This window comes from Streptomyces sp. enrichment culture (assembly GCF_964272855.1).
In the GTDB taxonomy this organism is placed as follows: Bacteria; Actinomycetota; Actinomycetes; order Streptomycetales; family Streptomycetaceae; genus Streptomyces.
In genome coordinates this window covers 4,406,164-4,422,104 of the sequence record NZ_OZ186847.1, presented here as the reverse complement: position 1 = coordinate 4,422,104, position 15,941 = coordinate 4,406,164, and the positions used below count along the sequence as shown (strand labels likewise).

Here is a 15,941-nt window from a genome sequence, read left to right as displayed (position 1 = left end):
GCCCATCCCGGAGAGGGTCAGACAGGCCGCAGCTGTCTATGACAGCTCTGCTGCACGAGCTCAGCGCTTGCTGACATAGGCATAGGAGCCTGACAACACGAGGTGCCAGGCTCCTATGCATGTCCGTCACCGGAAGAGGTGTACCGGAACCGTGAACTGCTCCTCCAAGTCCTTCCAGAGGGTGTCCCCAGTGACCAGCGGGCGGTACAGGCGCTCGCCGAGGGCGACGCACAGGGCGTCCCCAAGGGCCAGCGTCCGGCCTCCGTAAAGCTGCCGGTCACGGTGAGATTCGTAGATAAGCTGTCCAGCCCGAACCATCTGATCAGTGGTGGTGTTCTCGACCCTGAGCCCCAGGGCGGTCAGGTCCTGGTGCAGCTGCTCGGGCGGGTGCAGATACCCGCGCCGAAGACAGACGGCGACCACCTCCGTGAAGTTGGCGGCTGCCATGGTCGCCTCGGGCAGCAACTCGTCGACGACATCGGCTCCCTTCTCATTGAAGACCCAGGCCACTACGGCACTGGAGTCAAGGACGACGGGGGATTCGGGATTCACTAGTACTCCTCAGCGGTGCCGTCACTTAACGGGCGGACCAGCCCGAGAGGCGGGCCGATCCGATAGCTCCTGAGGGGTGCTGAGGTGATTCATTCGGCTTCCTTCGGCGTCGCGCAGGGCGCGGACCTCCCCGACTGCGTCAAAGTTCTCCGTCTCCGCTGTCGGCGGGATGCCGGCGCGGATGCGGTCCTTGACCGCTTGCGGGGTCTCCACGATGACGACACCGGGCCGCAGGGCCCTGATGATCACCTCGGCCCCCTCGGTGAGGCCGACAGCCCGCTGAACGGCAACGGGAACCGTCACCCGGCCGCGGGGGCCGACCTTGGTGCGAGTGGGCTCGAACATAAGTACCTGCTCCAGGTAGTGGAGCCAGGCGCCTGGCAGGGCTGCGATACCTCCGGGCGTCTGGCTCGGCGCGCACCCCGACCTCGCCACCTCGCGCGCCACGGCGAGATGTGGAGGCCTGTAGGCAGCGGTCGCCTTCCTTGTCGTTGTCTCTTCCGGGACGGGTTTCGAGTAGGCGCCCCCGGCGGCTCCCACATCGCTCAGCGTGGGAGTCACAGGGAAGAGTGGACGCCATACCTAGATGTTACACACCCCCGCTCCTGTGTCACAAAGATTAAAACCTCCCACAACCTCAAGAACTGCGGGTAGAACCGCTTTGATCGAGTCGAGGCAGGGCGGACTTAAGGCGGCAGTCCGCAGCGCGCACATCGCCGACGAGGGTTTTCGGGACCGCCGGACCGTCTCAGTTCCCGTCTCATTCACCACCGTCCGGCCCCGTTCACGGGCCGCCCCCTCCCCCGCCTGTCGTACGGCCGTGAACGGCCACGAACAGCGTCGGATCGTGCTCCTACCAGCACGAACAGACCTCGAAAGCGAGTGTGGCGCAAGTCACCGAGGGTTCAAATCCCTCCGCTACCGCTGAGAAGGGCCCCGTCGGAAGACGGGGCCCTTTGTGCGTCCAGGGGTTCTTCGTGCCCGCGGCCGGGGGAGGCGGCTACGGGGGATTCAGCCGCCTCCCCCGCTGGGGGCCGACCCGCAGTACGCCGCGTCCGCGGGGAGGCAGCGCGGCGCACCCCGCAGAGGGGTCGGCCCCGGTTCCCCACGGTCTCCTGCCGGATCCGGCGGGGCAGAGCTCCATCCTGCGCCGCCGGCCCGGCCCGCGGACCCGGCGAAGGGCCCCTACATCAGGGTCGTAAGTCCTTAAATACGATGTGAGTGACGGGGTGGCAGTTACACTCACCGCCGGCAACAGGGGCCCCTCGGGGCACGCAGTCACAGGGGAGGCCGCGGTGGCGGTGAACGCCAAGAAGATCGCCGTCTATCTGGTCGTGGTCTTCGTCCTGTACGTGATCATCACGGACCCGGCCAAGGCCGCCGACTACGTGCAGATAGGCTTCGAAGGCATTTCGGACGCCGCCAAGGCCCTCGGCGACTTCGCGACGTGGGTCGCCAACGGAGGAAAGTCATGATCCGCCACCTGGTCCTCTTCAAGCTCGACGAGGGCGTCGACCGCGACGACCCGCGCGTGGTGAAGGGAGTCGAGGCGTTCCGCGCCCTCGACGGCAAGATCCCGGAGATCCGCTTCTGGGAGCTGGGCTGGAACCTCAGCGACCGGCCCATCGCCTACGACTTCGCCATCAACTCGGGCTTCGACGACGCCGACGCGCTGCGCCGGTACGTGGAGCACCCGGAGCACCAGGCGGGCGTGGCGCTCTGGAAGGAGTTCGCCACCTGGGTGATCGCGGACTACGAGTACTGAGCCGCGCACCCCTTCCCGGCCGAGCCCTCCGCCGTCCAGGCGGGGGGCTTTTTGCCGTCATATGCCTCAACTCATCCCCCAACACGGTGTTATGGGGTGCTTGCACACAGTGCACATGTCTTGTGATGCTATGACCGCTTTTGACGGATGAGTTGACGGATGAGTTGACCGATGAAGAGGTGGCGTTGACCGTGTCGGCCAGTACTGCGCCGCCCCAGGAAGCCGCACCGCGCAGCCGCGGTGCCGACACCCGGGCCCTCACCCAGGTGCTCTTCGCCCAGCTCAAGGAGCTAGAGCCGGGCACGCCGGAGCACGACCGGGTGCGCGGGGCGCTGATCGAGGCCAACCTGCCACTCGTCCGTTACGCGGCCGCCCGCTTCCGCTCCCGCAACGAACCCATGGAAGACGTCGTCCAGGTCGGCACCATCGGGCTCATCAACGCCATCGACCGCTTCGACCCGGACCGGGGAGTGCAGTTCCCGACCTTCGCGATGCCGACCGTGGTCGGCGAGATCAAGCGGTACTTCCGCGACAACGTGCGCACCGTCCACGTACCGCGCCGGCTGCACGAGCTGTGGGTGCAGGTCAACAGTGCCACCGAGGACCTGACCACGGCCTTCGGCCGTTCCCCGACGACCGCCGAGATCGCCGAGCGGCTGCGGATCACCGAGGACGAGGTGCTGTCCTGCATCGAGGCCGGGCGGTCGTACCACGCCACCTCGCTGGAGGCGGCCCAGGAGGGCGACGGACTGCCCGGCCTCCTCGACCGGCTCGGGTACGAGGATCCCGCCCTGGACGGCGTGGAGCACCGGGACCTCGTCCGGCACTTGCTGGTGCAACTTCCGGAACGCGAACAGCGCATCCTTCTCCTGCGCTACTACAGCAACCTCACCCAGTCGCAGATCAGCGCGGAGCTCGGCGTCTCCCAGATGCACGTGTCCCGGCTCCTGGCGCGCAGCTTCCAGCGGCTGCGGTCGGCGAACCGCATCGAGGCCTGAGAGACCCGAGAGACCCGGGACGCGCGTGACGCCCGTATGGAGCCGTTTGCGGGCCTGCTGAATCGAACCGGCGCACAACCGAAAACCTGATCCATCGGTCACCGTGGCGGGCGAATCGCTCACCTGGGCCGTTGCCGGTGAAACAGCGCCGAAAGCCCGTCAGACCCCTTGTTTCCAGGGCGGATTCGCGTCTTGCATGTCGACATGTCACTACAGCGTGTTGCCGACATGTGACATTCTGCGGGAAGAGCGTTTGCCGGTGCCCCGGCTCCGGTATTCAGGTGAAGGCTGCGTTCCCCGGTGGGAGCGTCCGCCGCGACCGTCCCGCGACCCAAAGGGGGTGGCATGTCCGCAGACCAGGGCAGCTCGAAGGTGCTCACGCTCACGAAGAGCGAGGCAGCGACCGTCGAGCCCGACGTGCTCGACGACGTTACGGCGCTCGAGGCCGTGCCGGCCCCGGCCATCCCGACGGCGCCGGAGGCCATCGACACCCGCACCCTGTCCCGCTCCCTGTTCCTGCGGCTCGCCGCACTCGACGAGGACAGCCCCGAGCGCGCCTACGTCCGGGACACCCTGATCGAGCTCAACCTCCCCCTCGTGCGCTACGCGGCCGCCCGGTTCCGCTCCCGCAACGAGCCGATGGAGGACATCGTCCAGGTCGGCACCATCGGCCTGATCAAGGCCATCGACCGGTTCGACTGCGAGCGGGGCGTGGAGTTCCCGACGTTCGCGATGCCGACCGTCGTCGGTGAGATCAAGCGGTTCTTCCGCGACACGTCGTGGTCGGTGCGCGTGCCGCGCCGGCTGCAGGAGCTGCGCCTGGCCCTGACCAAGGCCAGCGACGAGCTCTCCCAGAAGCTGGACCGCTCCCCCACGGTCGGCGAACTCGCCACCGTGCTCGGCGTGTCCGAGGACGACGTGGTCGACGGCCTCGCGGTCGGCAACGCGTACACCGCCTCCTCCCTCGACTCGCCGGCCCCCGAGGACGACGGCGGCGAGGGCTCCCTGGCCGACCGGCTCGGCTACGAGGACTCGGCGCTGGAGGGCGTGGAGTACCGCGAGTCCCTGAAGCCCCTGCTGGCCAAGCTGCCGCCCCGCGAACGCCGCATCATCATGCTGCGCTTCTTCGCCAACATGACCCAGTCGCAGATCGGCGAGGAGGTCGGCATCTCCCAGATGCACGTGTCCCGCCTGCTGACGCGCACGCTGGCGCAGCTGCGGGAAGGGCTCATCTCGGACTGACGGTTCTCGACCGACGGTTCTCGACCGACGGTTCTCGACCGACGGTCCTCGACCGGCCGTCCCCATCTGGCGCGGCGTCAGTCACCACGGCCCGATGCTTCGGGCATCGCTTCGAACGACATGGACTCGTGGCCGCCGAGGCGCCCTGACCGGCGCATCGGCGGCCGTCGTGTGCCCGGGGGACAGCCCGAGTACGTCACCTGAGCGGGGCTCGGGGCCGGAGCCGCGGCCGGAAGGTTCACCACCGCCGGCGCCGGCCCGGACCGCGGAGCCGAAACCGGGACCGACGCCCACGTCATCGCCCACGACCCCGACGACACCCCCTCCCGCACCCGCCGAGCTGAGCGCCGGCGTCGTCGCGCGGGACGGGACGGACAAGCGGTGGTGCGAGGAGGTGACCGTCGCCTTCCGGAACACCGGCGGTACGGCGGTGCGCGACGGCACGGTGACCTTCGGGACGCACGTCATCGGCGCGCCGGGGGTCGACTGGGGGACCGGGGAGAGCACCGAGGAGCTCCCGGTGCCGATCGAGGCCGGCACGCGGAAGGAACGGGCCTGGACGGTGTGCGTCGACGCCTGGAGAGTGCCGCTCGGCATGCACTTCGAGACGCGGGACGTGTCCGTCCAGGGGGAGTGAGGGCGCGGCGGCGCGCGTTACTTCAGCGCCAGCCAGGCGACGGCGGCGACGATCGCCACGGCGACGACGACGCCGACGATCAGACCGATACGGGGGCCCGCCGGGGCGGGCGCCTGCTGCCGGGCCTGGGGCGCCTCGTCGACGAACGCGCGGAACATCTGGGTGCTGCCTGCGGGGTCGTGGTTGCCCTGCGGGTTCTGGGTGTTGGCCATGTCCCGAGACCCTAGCGAAGACACCGGGTCCGGCCCAAGGCCGGCTCTGCGACCTGCGTCTTTACACCCGCCAATACTTGCCTTTGCCAAGTTTTTATGCCCCGCATGCCCGTTTTAGTTTGCCTGCGGCAACCATCCATTCCTATGGTTGCTCTAAGCAACAAAGAACCGGGAGATGCCACATGGCCGAGCAGGCGCAGTACGAGGAGCTCGTGCGTCAGTTCAGTGCTTTCGGGGCCGTGAAGCGGGAGATGGGACGGATCCTGCCGTCCGACTGCCCCGCCGGCTCCGCTGCCGTACTGACGCTGCTCGGCCGGCACGGCGAGATGCGCATGAGCAGGCTCGCCGAGCTGCTGAGCGTGGACATGTCGGTCACCAGCCGCCATGTCACCCACCTCGCCGAGCGCGGCTGGATCCAGCGGTCCCCCGACCCGGCGGACAAGCGCTCCCGCATCCTGCACCTCACCCCGGCCGGGCAAGCCCAGCTGGACGAGTTGTCCGAGCGGACCAGCCGGCTGCTCGCCGAGCGGCTGAGCGACTGGTCCGACGACGACGTCGGCCGGCTCACCCAGCTCATGGCCCGGCTGCGGGCGAGCTTCGACGACTGCCGGGCCGCTCCGCCCCGGCCACCGGTGCGGCCCCCCGCACCGCCGGAGGCCGAGCAGCGCACGGCTCCCACCACCCGTACACCCGCATCAACGACGTAAGCAAAGGAAGCCCATGGCAACGACCACACCAGCCGGTGTGCGGGCTCACGCCAAGCACGGCGGAGGCGCCCACGGCGCCCATTCCGCCGGCGGCGCATCCATGTCCCACCGGCAGATCATGGAGGCGCTCTCCGGGCTGCTGCTCGGCATGTTCGCCGCCATCCTGTCCTCCACGATCGTCTCCAACGCCCTGCCCGAGATCATTCAGGACCTCGGCGGCGGACAGAGCGCGTACACCTGGGTCGTCACCGCCGCGCTGCTGTCGATGACCGCGTCCACCCCGCTCTGGGGCAAGCTGGCCGACCTGGTCAGCAAGAAGGCGCTGGTGCAGATAGCCCTGCTGATCTACATCGTCGGCTCGGTCGTCGCCGGTCTGTCGCAGAACAGCGGGATGCTGATCGGCGCCCGGGTCATCCAGGGTCTCGGCGCGGGCGGTCTGACGGCCCTCGCCCAGATCATCATGGCCGCGATGATCTCCCCGCGTGAGCGTGGCCGCTACTCCGGCTACCTGGGCGCGACGTTCGCGGTCGCGACGGTCGGCGGTCCGCTGGTCGGCGGTGTCATCACCGACACCGACTGGCTGGGCTGGCGCTGGTGCCTGTACGTCGGTGTGCCGTTCGCGCTGATCGCGCTGGTGGTGCTGCAGAAGACGCTGCACCTGCCGGAGAGCAAGCGCAAGGTGAAGGTCGACTGGGCCGGCGCGTTCTTCATCACCGCCGCGGTCTGCCTGCTGCTCATCTGGGTGACCTTCGCCGACGACAAGTACGAGTGGCTGTCGTGGCAGACGTACACGATGGTCGGCGGCGCGGCCCTGCTCGCCCTCGTCTTCCTGTTCATCGAGGCGAAGGCCGCCGAGCCGATCATCCCGCTGCACCTGTTCCGCAACCGCACCATCACGCTGGCCTCGGTCGCGTCGCTGTTCGTCGGTATCGCGATGTTCGCGGGCACCGTGTTCTTCAGCCAGTACTTCCAGCTGGCCCGGGACAAGTCCCCGACGATGTCCGGTGTCATGACGATCCCGATGATCGCCGGTCTGTTCGTCTCCTCCACCGTCTCCGGTCTGATCATCACCAAGACCGGCAAGTGGAAGGCGTGGCTGGTCAGCGGTGGTCTGCTGCTGACGGCCGGTCTGGGTCTGCTCGGCACCATGCGCTACGACACCGACTACTGGAAGATCGGCGTCTACATGGCGGTCATGGGTCTCGGCGTCGGCATGATGATGCAGAACCTCGTGCTGTCCACGCAGAACCAGGTCGCCCCGCACGAGCTGGGCGCCGCCAGCTCGGTCGTCACCTTCTTCCGGTCCCTCGGCGGCGCGGTGGGCGTCTCCGCGCTGGGCTCGGTGATGTCGACCCGGATCACCCACTACGCCGAGGACACCATCGGCACCCTCACCCCCGAGCAGCAGGCCGGTGCCGCCAAGGCCATGGGTTCCGGGCAGCTGCCCGACATGGACCTGCTGCCCGCTCCCATCCGCACCTGGCTGGAGAGCGCCTACGGGCACGGCATCGCCGACGTCTTCCTGTACGTCACCCCGGTCGCCCTCGTCGCGTTCCTGGTGACCCTGTTCATCAAGGAGGTCCCGCTGCGGACGTCCGGCGCGCTGGCCCAGGCGGCGGAGGCGGACGCTCCGGCGCAGGCCCAGGCGCAGGCCGCGGCCCCGGCCGCCACGGTTCCGGCCGCCACGGCTGCCACCGCCGAAGCCGCGACCGCCGAGGAGCAGGTCCCGAGCTGGGCGGTGGCCGTCCCCGCCGACACCACCGGCGGCATCCCGGTCCGCGGCCACGTCCGCGGCGCCGAGAGCGCACCGGTCCCGCAGGCAGCGGTCACGCTGATCTCGCTGTCCGGGCGCCAGCTGGGCCGGTCGGTCACCCAGGCCGACGGCTCCTACGCGCTCGACGCGCCGGGCGCGGGCTCGTACGTGCTGATCGCCTCCGCCGACGGGTTCCAGCCGCAGGCGTCCACGGTCGTCGTGAACGACGAGCCGCTGGCGTACGACATCCTGCTCAGCGGCACCAGCGGGCTGAGCGGTGTGGTGCGGGCCGCCGACGGCGGGCTGCCGGTGAAGGACGCGATGGTCGTCGTCACCGACGTGCGCGGTGATCTGCTGGTCGGCGCGGCCACCGGGGAGCAGGGCGAGTTCGGCTTCGCCGAGCTGGTGCCCGGTCCGGTGACGATCGCGGTGAACGCCGCCGGGTACCGGCCGCGTGCCCTGCCCGTCGAGGTGGGCGGCACCGGGGTCACCCGGGTCGAGATCGACCTGGACGCCGGCGCCCGGGTGCAGGGCGTGGTGCACGCGCCGCACGGTCCCCTCGCGGACGCCCGCGTGACGCTGGTGGACGCGGCGGGCAACGTGGTCGGCTCGGCCACCACCGGGACGGACGGGGCGTACGCCTTCACCGACCTGGACGGCGGCGAGTACACGGTCATCGCGACGGGTTACCCGCCGGTGGCGACCGCGCTGACGGTCGCCGGCGCGGGCGTCGACGACCACGACATCCGGCTCGCCCACCCCGGCGAGTAGTCCGGACCCCGGCCCGTGGCGCGCGCTCTGAGCGGAGGTGCGCGCCGCGGGCCGGTTCACATCCAGGCCGAACGACTCGGCGAGAAAGCTTCGAAGGACGTAGGGACATGGGACTGACCGCGAGGATCCGTACCCGGGACGGATGGGCCGTGTCGCACGCGGTCGTCACGCTGACCGACATGACCGGTACGCAGGTGCTGCGCGCCGAGGCGGACGCGGAGGGAGCCGTACAGGACACGACCGGGCTGGCGCCCGGGGCGTACACCGTGATCGTCACCGCCGTCGGGTACGCGCCGCACGCCGCCAGCGCGATCGTCACCGCGAGCGGACGCGCCGAGGCCGGCACGGTGACGCTGGCCCGGCAGGGCGGTGGCTCGGAGCTGCCGCCGCCGGGGCCCTGGACGATCGATCCGGCGCACTCCAGTGTCGCCGCCGTCGCCCAGCACCTGGGGATCTCCAGCGTGCACGGGCGGTTCACCGAGTTCGGCGGGGTGATCGAGATCGCGCCGGACGACGTCGCCAAGTCGCGGGTGGAGGCAGTCATCCGGGCCGCGTCCATCGACACCGGCAACGGCATGCGCGACACGCATCTGAGGTCGGCGGACTTCCTGGACGTCGAGCGGTTCCCGGAGATCACCTACCGGTCGGCGGGCCTCACCGAGGCCGGCCCCGACCGCTGGACGGTCCACGGCGAGCTGGGCCTGCACGGCGTCGTGCGCCCCGTCGACCTGGACCTCTCCTACCTCGGCACCGGCGCCGACCCGTGGGGGGGCACCCGGGCCGCGTTCCGGGCGACGACCGAGCTGCGGCGCGACGACTTCGCCATGCACTACAACCAGGTCGTGCAGGCGGGCATCGCCGCCATCGGCACGACCCTGCGGGTGGAACTCGACATCCAGGCGGTCCAGGGCGAGGGCCTGCCCCAGTCGTAGGCTGCGGTCATGGCACCGAACATCGCGACCAACACCCGCGTATCGCTGACCGAGCTGCTGGACTTCGTACGTCCCCGCCACCGTGCCCTGCTGATCACCCGCCGTGCCGACGGCAGCCCCCAGGCGTCGCCGCTGACCTGCGGTGTCGACGACTCCGGGCGGATCGTGGTCTCCACCTACCCCGAGCGTGCCAAGACCCGGAACGCCAAGCGGGACGTGCGGGTCAGCGTGGTCGTGCTGAGCGACGACTGGAACGGGCCCTGGGTGCAGATCGACGGCACCGCCGAGGTCGTCGACTCGCCCGAGTCCGTCGAGCCGCTGGTGGAGTACTACCGGAACATCGCCGGTGAGCACCCGGACTGGGACGAGTACCGGGAGGCGATGGTCAAGCAGGGCAAGTCGATCATCCGGATCACCCCCGAGCGGTGGGGGCCGGTCGCGACGGGCGGGTTCCCGGCGCGGCTGGTGTCCGGAGAGGGCGGGCAGTAGGCCGGGCTCAGCCCCGTTCGACCATCGCCTCGATGCCCGCGACCAGCAGGTCCAGGGCGTAGGTGAAGTCCCGGTCCAGCATCTCCTCGACCGTGTCGCCGCCGCGGGCCGCCATGATGTCCTTGGACTCCTGGAGGACCTCGGCGGTCTCCGGCACCTCGCTGACCGAGCGCATGGCCTGCTCGAAGTAGTCGTCCGGGGTCACCCCGGCGTCCGCGACGCGGGCGAAGAAGTGGCCCTCGATCGTGCCGTAGCCGTAGACGAACTGGAAGACCGCCGAGATCGCGCTGGTCACCCGGTGTGCGGGCATCCCGGTCCGGCGGATCACCCGCTGCACCACCCGGGAGAAGGCGAGCGAGTTGGGGCCGATGTTGAGGTAGGCGCCGGCAAGCGGCGACAGCCACGGGTGGCGCACCAGCAGCGAGCGGTACTCGGCCGCCAGCCCGCGCAGCTGGTCGCGCCAGTCGTCGCCGGCGTCCGGGTCGGGCAGCCGAAGCTCGCCGTAGACGGCGTCCAGGGCGAGTTCGAGCAGGTCGTCCTTGGTGTCGACGTACCAGTACACGGACATGGCCGTCACGTTCAGCTCGGCGGCCAGCCGCCGCATGGAGAACCTGGCCAGTCCCTCCGCGTCCAGCAGCCGCACGGTCACCTCGGTGATCCGCTCCCGGTCCAGCCCGGACGGCTGCCCCCCGCCGCGCCGGCGGCGCGCCTCCCCCAGCCAGACGCTGGCCCGCGCCCCCGAGTCCTTCGTCATACCGTTCCTCACCTTCCAGCGCGGGTCGTCCGAGGCACCCTAGGGGCGCGGGGAACTCCGCGACCAGCCACGACGGCCCGCAGCCTCACGGCACGCCGCACCCTCCGGGTTCCTAGGCGTCTTCCCGCTCGGCCCGCCGCAGCAACGCGGCGGCCACGAACCCGCCGAACAGCACGGCCAGCGCCCCCACCAGCTGACTGACCGACAACCCGTCGGCGTACGCGTCGATCACCCGCTGCCGCTCCGCGGCCGTGCCCGCCGCCGCCAGCGCCACCGGCAGGGACACCGCCGCGAACCGGGAGTTCAGCACCGCGCCCAGCACGGCCACCCCCAGCCCGTTGCCGAACTCGGCCAGCGTGCCGTTGACACCGGCGCCGACCCCGGCCTTGGCCGGCGGGATGGCGCTCATGACGGCGTGGGCCATCGCGGGGTTGGCGACCGCGCAGCCCACCCCGATCAGCACCAGGCCGAGCAGCATCCCGGCGTATCCGGCGGAGCCGAGCGTGGCGATCGACACCAGGCCCGCGGACATCAGCACCATGCCGAGCGCGACGGACACCGGGGTGCCGAGCTTGGTCAGCCACTTGGCGGACAGCCCGGAGAAGTTCAGCGCGACGACCACCAGCGCCAGTGGCGCCGTCCGCACCCCCGCCTCCAGTGGGCCGTAGCCGAGCACGAACTGCAGGTGCTGGGTGAGCAGGAACAGCGCCCCGCCCATGCCGAAGGTGATCAGCACCGCGCCGGCGACCGCGCCGGTGAACCGGCGGTTGCGGAAGAAGTGCATGTCGAGCATGGGGTACGGGATCCGGCTCTCCCACCAGGCGAACAGGGCGAGTACGACGACCGCGACGCCGCCGCTGGTCAGCACCCGGCCCGAGGACCAGCCGTGCTCCGGCCCGGAGATGATCGCGAAGACCAGTGACGACATGCCGATGGTGGAGAGCACCGCGCCGAGCAGGTCCGGCCGGTCCCCCTGCGGGTTCCTGGACTCGGGGACCAGCGCGACCACGGCGGCCAGTCCCAGCGCCGCCACGGGGAGGTTGATCAGGAAGATCGCGCCCCACCAGTAGTGGTCGAGCATGAAACCGCCGACCAGCGGGCCGGTCGCGAAGCCGAGCGCGTTGACCGCGCTCCAGATGCCGATCGCCTTGGGGTGCTCCTCCGGCGTGAAGATCTGCATGGCGACGGCGAGGGTGGTGGTCAGCAGCAGCGCGCCGCCGACGCCCATGCCGGCCCGCGCGGCGATGAGCTGGGCGGTGGAGTCGGCGAGTCCGGCGGCCAGCGAGCCCGCGCCGAACAGGGCGAGACCGGTGATCAGCATCTTCTTGCGGCCGTAGCGGTCGGCGGCGCTGCCCGCGGTGAGCAGCAGGCCCGACTGGACCAGCGAGTAGGCGTTGATCATCCACTGGATGTCGGACGTGGCGGCCCCCAGTTCCTCGGTGAGGGAGGGGATCGCCACGTTCAGGACGGTGTTGTCGAGCAGCACCGTGAGCTGTGCGAGACAGATGACTCCGAGGATCAGCCAGCGCTGCGGGTGGCCGCCCTGGGTGTCCTGCGGGGACCGCGCCTGGGAGGTCGATGACATGCTGTACACCGTATAGGGACTCCCATACGGTGTACAGCGCTTATCGGGCCGGGGTGTCGGTGCCGGTCAGTTCCCGCTCTTCGGCTGGGTCAGGTCGTAGAAGGTGGCCGAGCCGGCCGTGACCTCCTCGAAGTTCTCCTCGACCCAGGAGCTGATCTGCGAGGAGCTGCCGTCGGCGCCGCCGCCCGGTCCGCCGCCCATGCCGCTCGCGATGAAGTAGTGGATCCTGCCGTCCGCCACGTACTGCTTGAACTGGGCGAGCGTCGGGGACGGGTCGGTGCCGTTGAAGCCGCCGATCGCCATCACCGGCTCGCCGGTCGCCAGCTGGTAGCTCGCGGCGTTCTGGGAGCCGATGGCCGCGGCCGCCCAGGTGTGGTCCCCGGCGTTCGCCTCCAGCAGTTCCTTGGCCTCGTCGGAGACGGAGGCGCCGTTGAGCAGGCCGCCCATGCCGCCGCCGCCCTCGCCCGTCTGGCCGCCGGCGGCCTGGCCGCCGGGCGTCTGGTTCTGCGGGCCGCCTTGCCGGCCCTGCTGGTTCTGGCCGCCGCCGGGGAACCCGCCGCCGAAACCGCCCGCCGGGGGCTGGCCCATGCCGCCGCCCTGCCGGCCCTGCTGACCGCCCTGCTGGTTCTGGCCCCCGCCCGGGAGGCCGCCGACCCCGCCGGGGCCGCCGCCGGGACGCCCGCCGCCCATGCCGCCCAGGCCGCCCGCGACCGACGGGCCCGCTGTGACGATGGAGCCGCTGTGACCCTCGCCGAGGGTGGTGAGGCTGTACGCCGCCGGACCGGCCACCCCGGTCACGACGCTCAGCGCGACCACGCCGAGGGCCACGCGACGGCCCAGCCGGTTCGCGAAGACCAGGCCGAGCGCGGCGAGCAGGCCGCCGACCAGGACCAGCCACTTCAGCCACGGGAGGTAGTCGGAGGAGCGGTCGAGCAGGACGTATCCCCACGCCGCGGTGGCCGTCATCGCCGCCGCCAGGGTCAGCGAGGCCCGGGCCCGGCCGCGCTCCGCCCACAGCAGGGCCGCGCCCATGCCGGTCAGCGGGGCGATGTACGGGGCGAGGGCGACGGTGTAGTACTCGTGGAAGATGCCCTGCATGAAACTGAAGATCACCATGGTGATCAGCAGGGAGCCGCCCCAGAGCAGGAACGCGGCGCGCGTGGCGTCCGTGCGCTTCAGCCTGCGGGTGGCGAACAGCGCGCCGACGAGGAGGATCAGCGCGGCCGGGATCAGCCAGGAGATCTGGCCGCCGATGTTCGAGCCGAACATCCGGTCCCAGCCGGTCTCGCCCCAGCCGCCGCCCCCGTTGCCGCCACCACCGCCGACGCTGCCGGTCTCCTCGCCGTTGATGCGGCCGAGGCCGTTGTAGCCGAAGGTCAGCTCCAGGAAGGAGTTGTTCTGCGAGCCGCCGATGTACGGCCGCGAGGACGCCGGCCACAGCTCGACGACCGCCACCCACCAGCCGCCCGCGACGACCATCGCGGCACCGGCGAGCAGCACCTGCCCGATCCGCTTCCTCAGCGGGGCGGGCGCCAGGGCGACGTAGACGAGCGCGAGCACCGGCAGGATCAGGAACGCCTGGAGCGTCTTCACCAGGAAGGCGAGGCCGATCGCCGTGCCGGCGAGGAGCAGCCACTTGGTCCGTGCCTTCTCCAGGGCGCGCTGCGTGCAGTACACGGCGGTGGCCATCAGCAGGGCGAGCGCCGCGTCCGGGTTGTTGAAGCGGAACATCAGCGCGGCGACCGGGGTGAGCGCGAACACCGCCATGGTGAGCAGTCCGGCCGGCGCGGGGAAGCGGCGGCGCACGGACGCGTACAGCACGCCCGCCGTCGCCACCGCCATCAGCACCTGCGGGAACAGGACGGCGAAGGAGTTCAGGCCGAGGAGCCGCACCGACAGGGCCATCGGCCACAGGGCGGCCGGGGGCTTGTCGACGGTGATGGCGTTGCCCGCGTCCAGCGAGCCGAAGAAGAACGCCTTCCACGACTGGCTGCCGGCCTGGACGGCCGCGGAGTAGAAGGAGTTGGCGTAGCCGGACGCCGTCAGGTTCCAGGTGTAGAGCGCGCCGATGACGAGGAGCGCGCCGAGGAAGGCCGGGCGGACCCAGCGCGCGTCCTCGGGACGGCCGCGCCACAGCCGTCGTACGAACGACCGCTCCCGGGTCTCCGGCGAGGGCGCGGGAGTGCCGACGGGCGGGCCGTGCAGGGTGGTCGTGGTCATCGGAAGTCCCTTGGATCGGTGTCGTACGGACGCACCGGCTGCAACCGCATGGTGTCGTCCCCCCAGGTCGTGGTGGTGCGGTCCGGGAAGACCCAGGCCCGGAAGAGCAGGAAGCGCAGCACCGTCGCCGCGAGGTTCGCGGCGATCAGCACGGCGAGTTCGGTGGAGTGCGCGGGGTCGGGGGTGGCCGCGCCCAGGGCGGCGAGGGAGCCGCTGGTGAGGGCGAGGCCGATGGCGAAGACCACCAGACCCTGCGCCTGGTGCTTGACGGCCCCGCCGCGGCCGCGCACGCCGAAGGTGAGGCGCCGGTTGGCCGCCGTGTTGGCGATGGCGGAGACGAGCAGGGCGAGCGCGTTGGCGGTCTGCGAACCGGTGAAGGAGCGAAAGCCGCTGTAGAGGAGGAGGTAGAAGAGGGTGGACAGGGCGCCGACGAAGCAGAAGCCGAGGAGCTGGCGGGCCAGCCCCCTCGGGACGTCGGGCAGTTCGCGGTCGCGCGGGTCGTCGCCGAACGGCCGGGTGAGCCGGTCGAGCGGCAGCGAACCGGTGGCCAGGGCCTTGCCCACCCGCCAGACGCCCTTCAGGTCGTCCGTGGCGGTCCTGACGATGTGGACGGTGGAGTCGGGGTCGTCGACCCAGTCGACGGGCACCTCGTGGATCCGCAGGCCCGCCCGCTCGGCGAGCACCAGCATCTCGGTGTCGAAGAACCAGCCGGTGTCCTCCACCAGCGGCAGCAGCACCTGCGCGACGTCCCGGCGGATCGCCTTGAAGCCGCACTGGGCGTCGGAGAAGCGGGCCTGGAGCGAGCCGCGCAGGATCAGGTTGTACGAGCGGCTGATGAACTCCCGCTTGGCGCCGCGCACCACGCGCGAGCCGCCGGCGAGCCGGGAACCTATCGCCAGGTCGGAGTGTCCGGAGATCAGCGGCGCGACCAGCGGCAGGAGCGCGTTGAGGTCGGTGGACAGGTCCACGTCCATGTAGGCGAGGACCGGCGCGTCCGAGGCCGACCAGACGGTGCGCAGGGCGCGCCCCCGGCCCTTCTGCTCCAGCCGCACGGACCGCACCTGCGGGATCCGGGCGGCCAGCCCGGCGGCGACCCGCGGGGTGGTGTCCGTCGACGCGTTGTCCGCGATCGTGATGCGGAATGCGTACGGGAAGGTGCGTGCCAGGTGCTCGTGCAGCCGCAGCACGCACGGCTGGAGGTCCTTCTCCTCGTTGTAGACGGGAATCACTACGTCCAGGACAGGCGTACCGGCGTCTCCGGCCGGGAGGTGCTCCCGCGCCGGCAGGGTGCCGGGAGAAGAGTCGGTTCGCATGGCACCGACTC

General features: G+C 70.9%; 16 protein-coding genes. 9 read left to right on the top strand and 7 right to left on the bottom strand.

The window, feature by feature from the left end:
- Nucleotides 1–126: 126 nt before the first annotated feature.
- Entirely contained in the window at nt 127–552 is a 426-nt protein-coding gene (locus tag ACSU6L_RS19215; RefSeq protein WP_437058413.1) for a PIN domain-containing protein, read from the bottom strand.
- A gap of 21 nt (nt 553–573) precedes the next feature.
- A complete protein-coding gene (locus ACSU6L_RS19210; protein WP_437058411.1) occupies nt 574–897 on the bottom strand; it encodes an AbrB/MazE/SpoVT family DNA-binding domain-containing protein in 324 nt (107 codons plus the stop codon).
- Nucleotides 898–1,847: 950 nt separating this feature from the next.
- Here ACSU6L_RS19210 and ACSU6L_RS19205 point away from each other — a divergent pair.
- From ACSU6L_RS19205 to ACSU6L_RS19185, 5 genes are all read left to right on the top strand, one after another.
- Entirely contained in the window at nt 1,848–2,027 is a 180-nt protein-coding gene (locus ACSU6L_RS19205) for a hypothetical protein (RefSeq protein WP_073945121.1), read from the top strand.
- Complete coding sequence (locus ACSU6L_RS19200) at nt 2,024–2,317, top strand: Dabb family protein (protein ID WP_437058409.1); 294 nt, start codon at nt 2,024–2,026, stop codon at nt 2,315–2,317. Before ACSU6L_RS19205 ends, ACSU6L_RS19200 begins: the two co-directional genes overlap by 4 nt.
- A 152-nt stretch (nt 2,318–2,469) precedes the next feature.
- The gene (locus ACSU6L_RS19195) at nt 2,470–3,315 is read left to right on the top strand and encodes an RNA polymerase sigma factor SigF (RefSeq protein ID WP_073945119.1); all 846 of its coding nucleotides are present in this window, start codon (nt 2,470–2,472) and stop codon (nt 3,313–3,315) included.
- Nucleotides 3,316–3,660: 345 nt separating this feature from the next.
- Nucleotides 3,661–4,557 carry an RNA polymerase sigma factor SigF gene (locus ACSU6L_RS19190; RefSeq protein ID WP_073945118.1) on the top strand — a complete coding sequence of 299 codons (897 nt, stop codon included), beginning with the start codon at nt 3,661–3,663 and terminating at the stop codon, nt 4,555–4,557.
- A gap of 394 nt (nt 4,558–4,951) precedes the next feature.
- Nucleotides 4,952–5,194 (top strand): hypothetical protein, encoded by a 243-nt coding sequence (locus tag ACSU6L_RS19185; protein ID WP_437058406.1) that lies wholly within the window; start codon nt 4,952–4,954, stop codon nt 5,192–5,194.
- Between the two features lie 17 nt (nt 5,195–5,211).
- Here ACSU6L_RS19185 and ACSU6L_RS19180 read toward each other — a convergent pair whose 3' ends face one another.
- Nucleotides 5,212–5,406 carry a hypothetical protein gene (locus ACSU6L_RS19180; RefSeq protein ID WP_437058404.1) on the bottom strand — a complete coding sequence of 65 codons (195 nt, stop codon included), beginning with the start codon at nt 5,404–5,406 and terminating at the stop codon, nt 5,212–5,214.
- 182 nt (nt 5,407–5,588) lie between these two features.
- Between ACSU6L_RS19180 and ACSU6L_RS19175 the strand changes: the two genes are divergently transcribed.
- The 4 genes from ACSU6L_RS19175 to ACSU6L_RS19160 all read left to right on the top strand — a co-directional run bounded on the left by ACSU6L_RS19175 (nt 5,589) and on the right by ACSU6L_RS19160 (nt 10,058).
- A complete protein-coding gene (locus ACSU6L_RS19175; RefSeq protein ID WP_437058402.1) occupies nt 5,589–6,113 on the top strand; it encodes a MarR family winged helix-turn-helix transcriptional regulator in 525 nt (174 codons plus the stop codon).
- 13 nt (nt 6,114–6,126) lie between these two features.
- Nucleotides 6,127–8,637: an MFS transporter gene (locus ACSU6L_RS19170; RefSeq protein ID WP_437058400.1), complete on the top strand. Its 2,511-nt coding sequence runs from the start codon at nt 6,127–6,129 to the stop codon at nt 8,635–8,637.
- Between the two features lie 107 nt (nt 8,638–8,744).
- The gene (locus ACSU6L_RS19165; protein WP_437058398.1) at nt 8,745–9,569 is read left to right on the top strand and encodes a YceI family protein; all 825 of its coding nucleotides are present in this window, start codon (nt 8,745–8,747) and stop codon (nt 9,567–9,569) included.
- 9 nt (nt 9,570–9,578) lie between these two features.
- Nucleotides 9,579–10,058 carry a PPOX class F420-dependent oxidoreductase gene (locus ACSU6L_RS19160; protein ID WP_437058396.1) on the top strand — a complete coding sequence of 160 codons (480 nt, stop codon included), beginning with the start codon at nt 9,579–9,581 and terminating at the stop codon, nt 10,056–10,058.
- A 7-nt stretch (nt 10,059–10,065) separates the two neighbouring features.
- Here ACSU6L_RS19160 and ACSU6L_RS19155 read toward each other — a convergent pair whose 3' ends face one another.
- The 4 genes from ACSU6L_RS19155 to ACSU6L_RS19140 all read right to left on the bottom strand — a co-directional run bounded on the left by ACSU6L_RS19155 (nt 10,066) and on the right by ACSU6L_RS19140 (nt 15,930).
- Nucleotides 10,066–10,812 (bottom strand): TetR/AcrR family transcriptional regulator, encoded by a 747-nt coding sequence (locus tag ACSU6L_RS19155; RefSeq protein WP_437058394.1) that lies wholly within the window; start codon nt 10,810–10,812, stop codon nt 10,066–10,068.
- Between the two features lie 112 nt (nt 10,813–10,924).
- On the bottom strand, nt 10,925–12,397 hold the full coding sequence (locus tag ACSU6L_RS19150; RefSeq protein ID WP_437058392.1) for an MFS transporter: 1,473 nt from the start codon (nt 12,395–12,397) through the stop codon (nt 10,925–10,927).
- 66 nt (nt 12,398–12,463) lie between these two features.
- Nucleotides 12,464–14,617: an ArnT family glycosyltransferase gene (locus ACSU6L_RS19145; RefSeq protein ID WP_437058390.1), complete on the bottom strand. Its 2,154-nt coding sequence runs from the start codon at nt 14,615–14,617 to the stop codon at nt 12,464–12,466.
- Nucleotides 14,614–15,930, bottom strand: a complete 1,317-nt coding sequence (locus tag ACSU6L_RS19140; RefSeq protein WP_437058388.1) for a glycosyltransferase — start codon at nt 15,928–15,930, stop codon at nt 14,614–14,616. Before ACSU6L_RS19140 ends, ACSU6L_RS19145 begins: the two co-directional genes overlap by 4 nt.
- Nucleotides 15,931–15,941 lie beyond the last annotated feature (11 nt).

Coding starts and splice junctions, on each gene's coding strand:
- ACSU6L_RS19210 (WP_437058411.1), bottom strand. CDS start 897: ATGTTCGAGCCCACTCGCACCAAGGTCGGCCCCCGCGGCCGGGTGACG.
- ACSU6L_RS19200 (WP_437058409.1), top strand. CDS start 2,024: ATGATCCGCCACCTGGTCCTCTTCAAGCTCGACGAGGGCGTCGACCGC.
- ACSU6L_RS19190 (WP_073945118.1), top strand. CDS start 3,661: ATGTCCGCAGACCAGGGCAGCTCGAAGGTGCTCACGCTCACGAAGAGC.
- ACSU6L_RS19180 (WP_437058404.1), bottom strand. CDS start 5,406: ATGGCCAACACCCAGAACCCGCAGGGCAACCACGACCCCGCAGGCAGC.
- ACSU6L_RS19175 (WP_437058402.1), top strand. CDS start 5,589: ATGGCCGAGCAGGCGCAGTACGAGGAGCTCGTGCGTCAGTTCAGTGCT.
- ACSU6L_RS19170 (WP_437058400.1), top strand. CDS start 6,127: ATGGCAACGACCACACCAGCCGGTGTGCGGGCTCACGCCAAGCACGGC.
- ACSU6L_RS19165 (WP_437058398.1), top strand. CDS start 8,745: ATGGGACTGACCGCGAGGATCCGTACCCGGGACGGATGGGCCGTGTCG.
- ACSU6L_RS19160 (WP_437058396.1), top strand. CDS start 9,579: ATGGCACCGAACATCGCGACCAACACCCGCGTATCGCTGACCGAGCTG.
- ACSU6L_RS19155 (WP_437058394.1), bottom strand. CDS start 10,812: ATGACGAAGGACTCGGGGGCGCGGGCCAGCGTCTGGCTGGGGGAGGCG.
- ACSU6L_RS19150 (WP_437058392.1), bottom strand. CDS start 12,397: ATGTCATCGACCTCCCAGGCGCGGTCCCCGCAGGACACCCAGGGCGGC.
- ACSU6L_RS19145 (WP_437058390.1), bottom strand. CDS start 14,617: ATGACCACGACCACCCTGCACGGCCCGCCCGTCGGCACTCCCGCGCCC.
- ACSU6L_RS19140 (WP_437058388.1), bottom strand. CDS start 15,930: ATGCGAACCGACTCTTCTCCCGGCACCCTGCCGGCGCGGGAGCACCTC.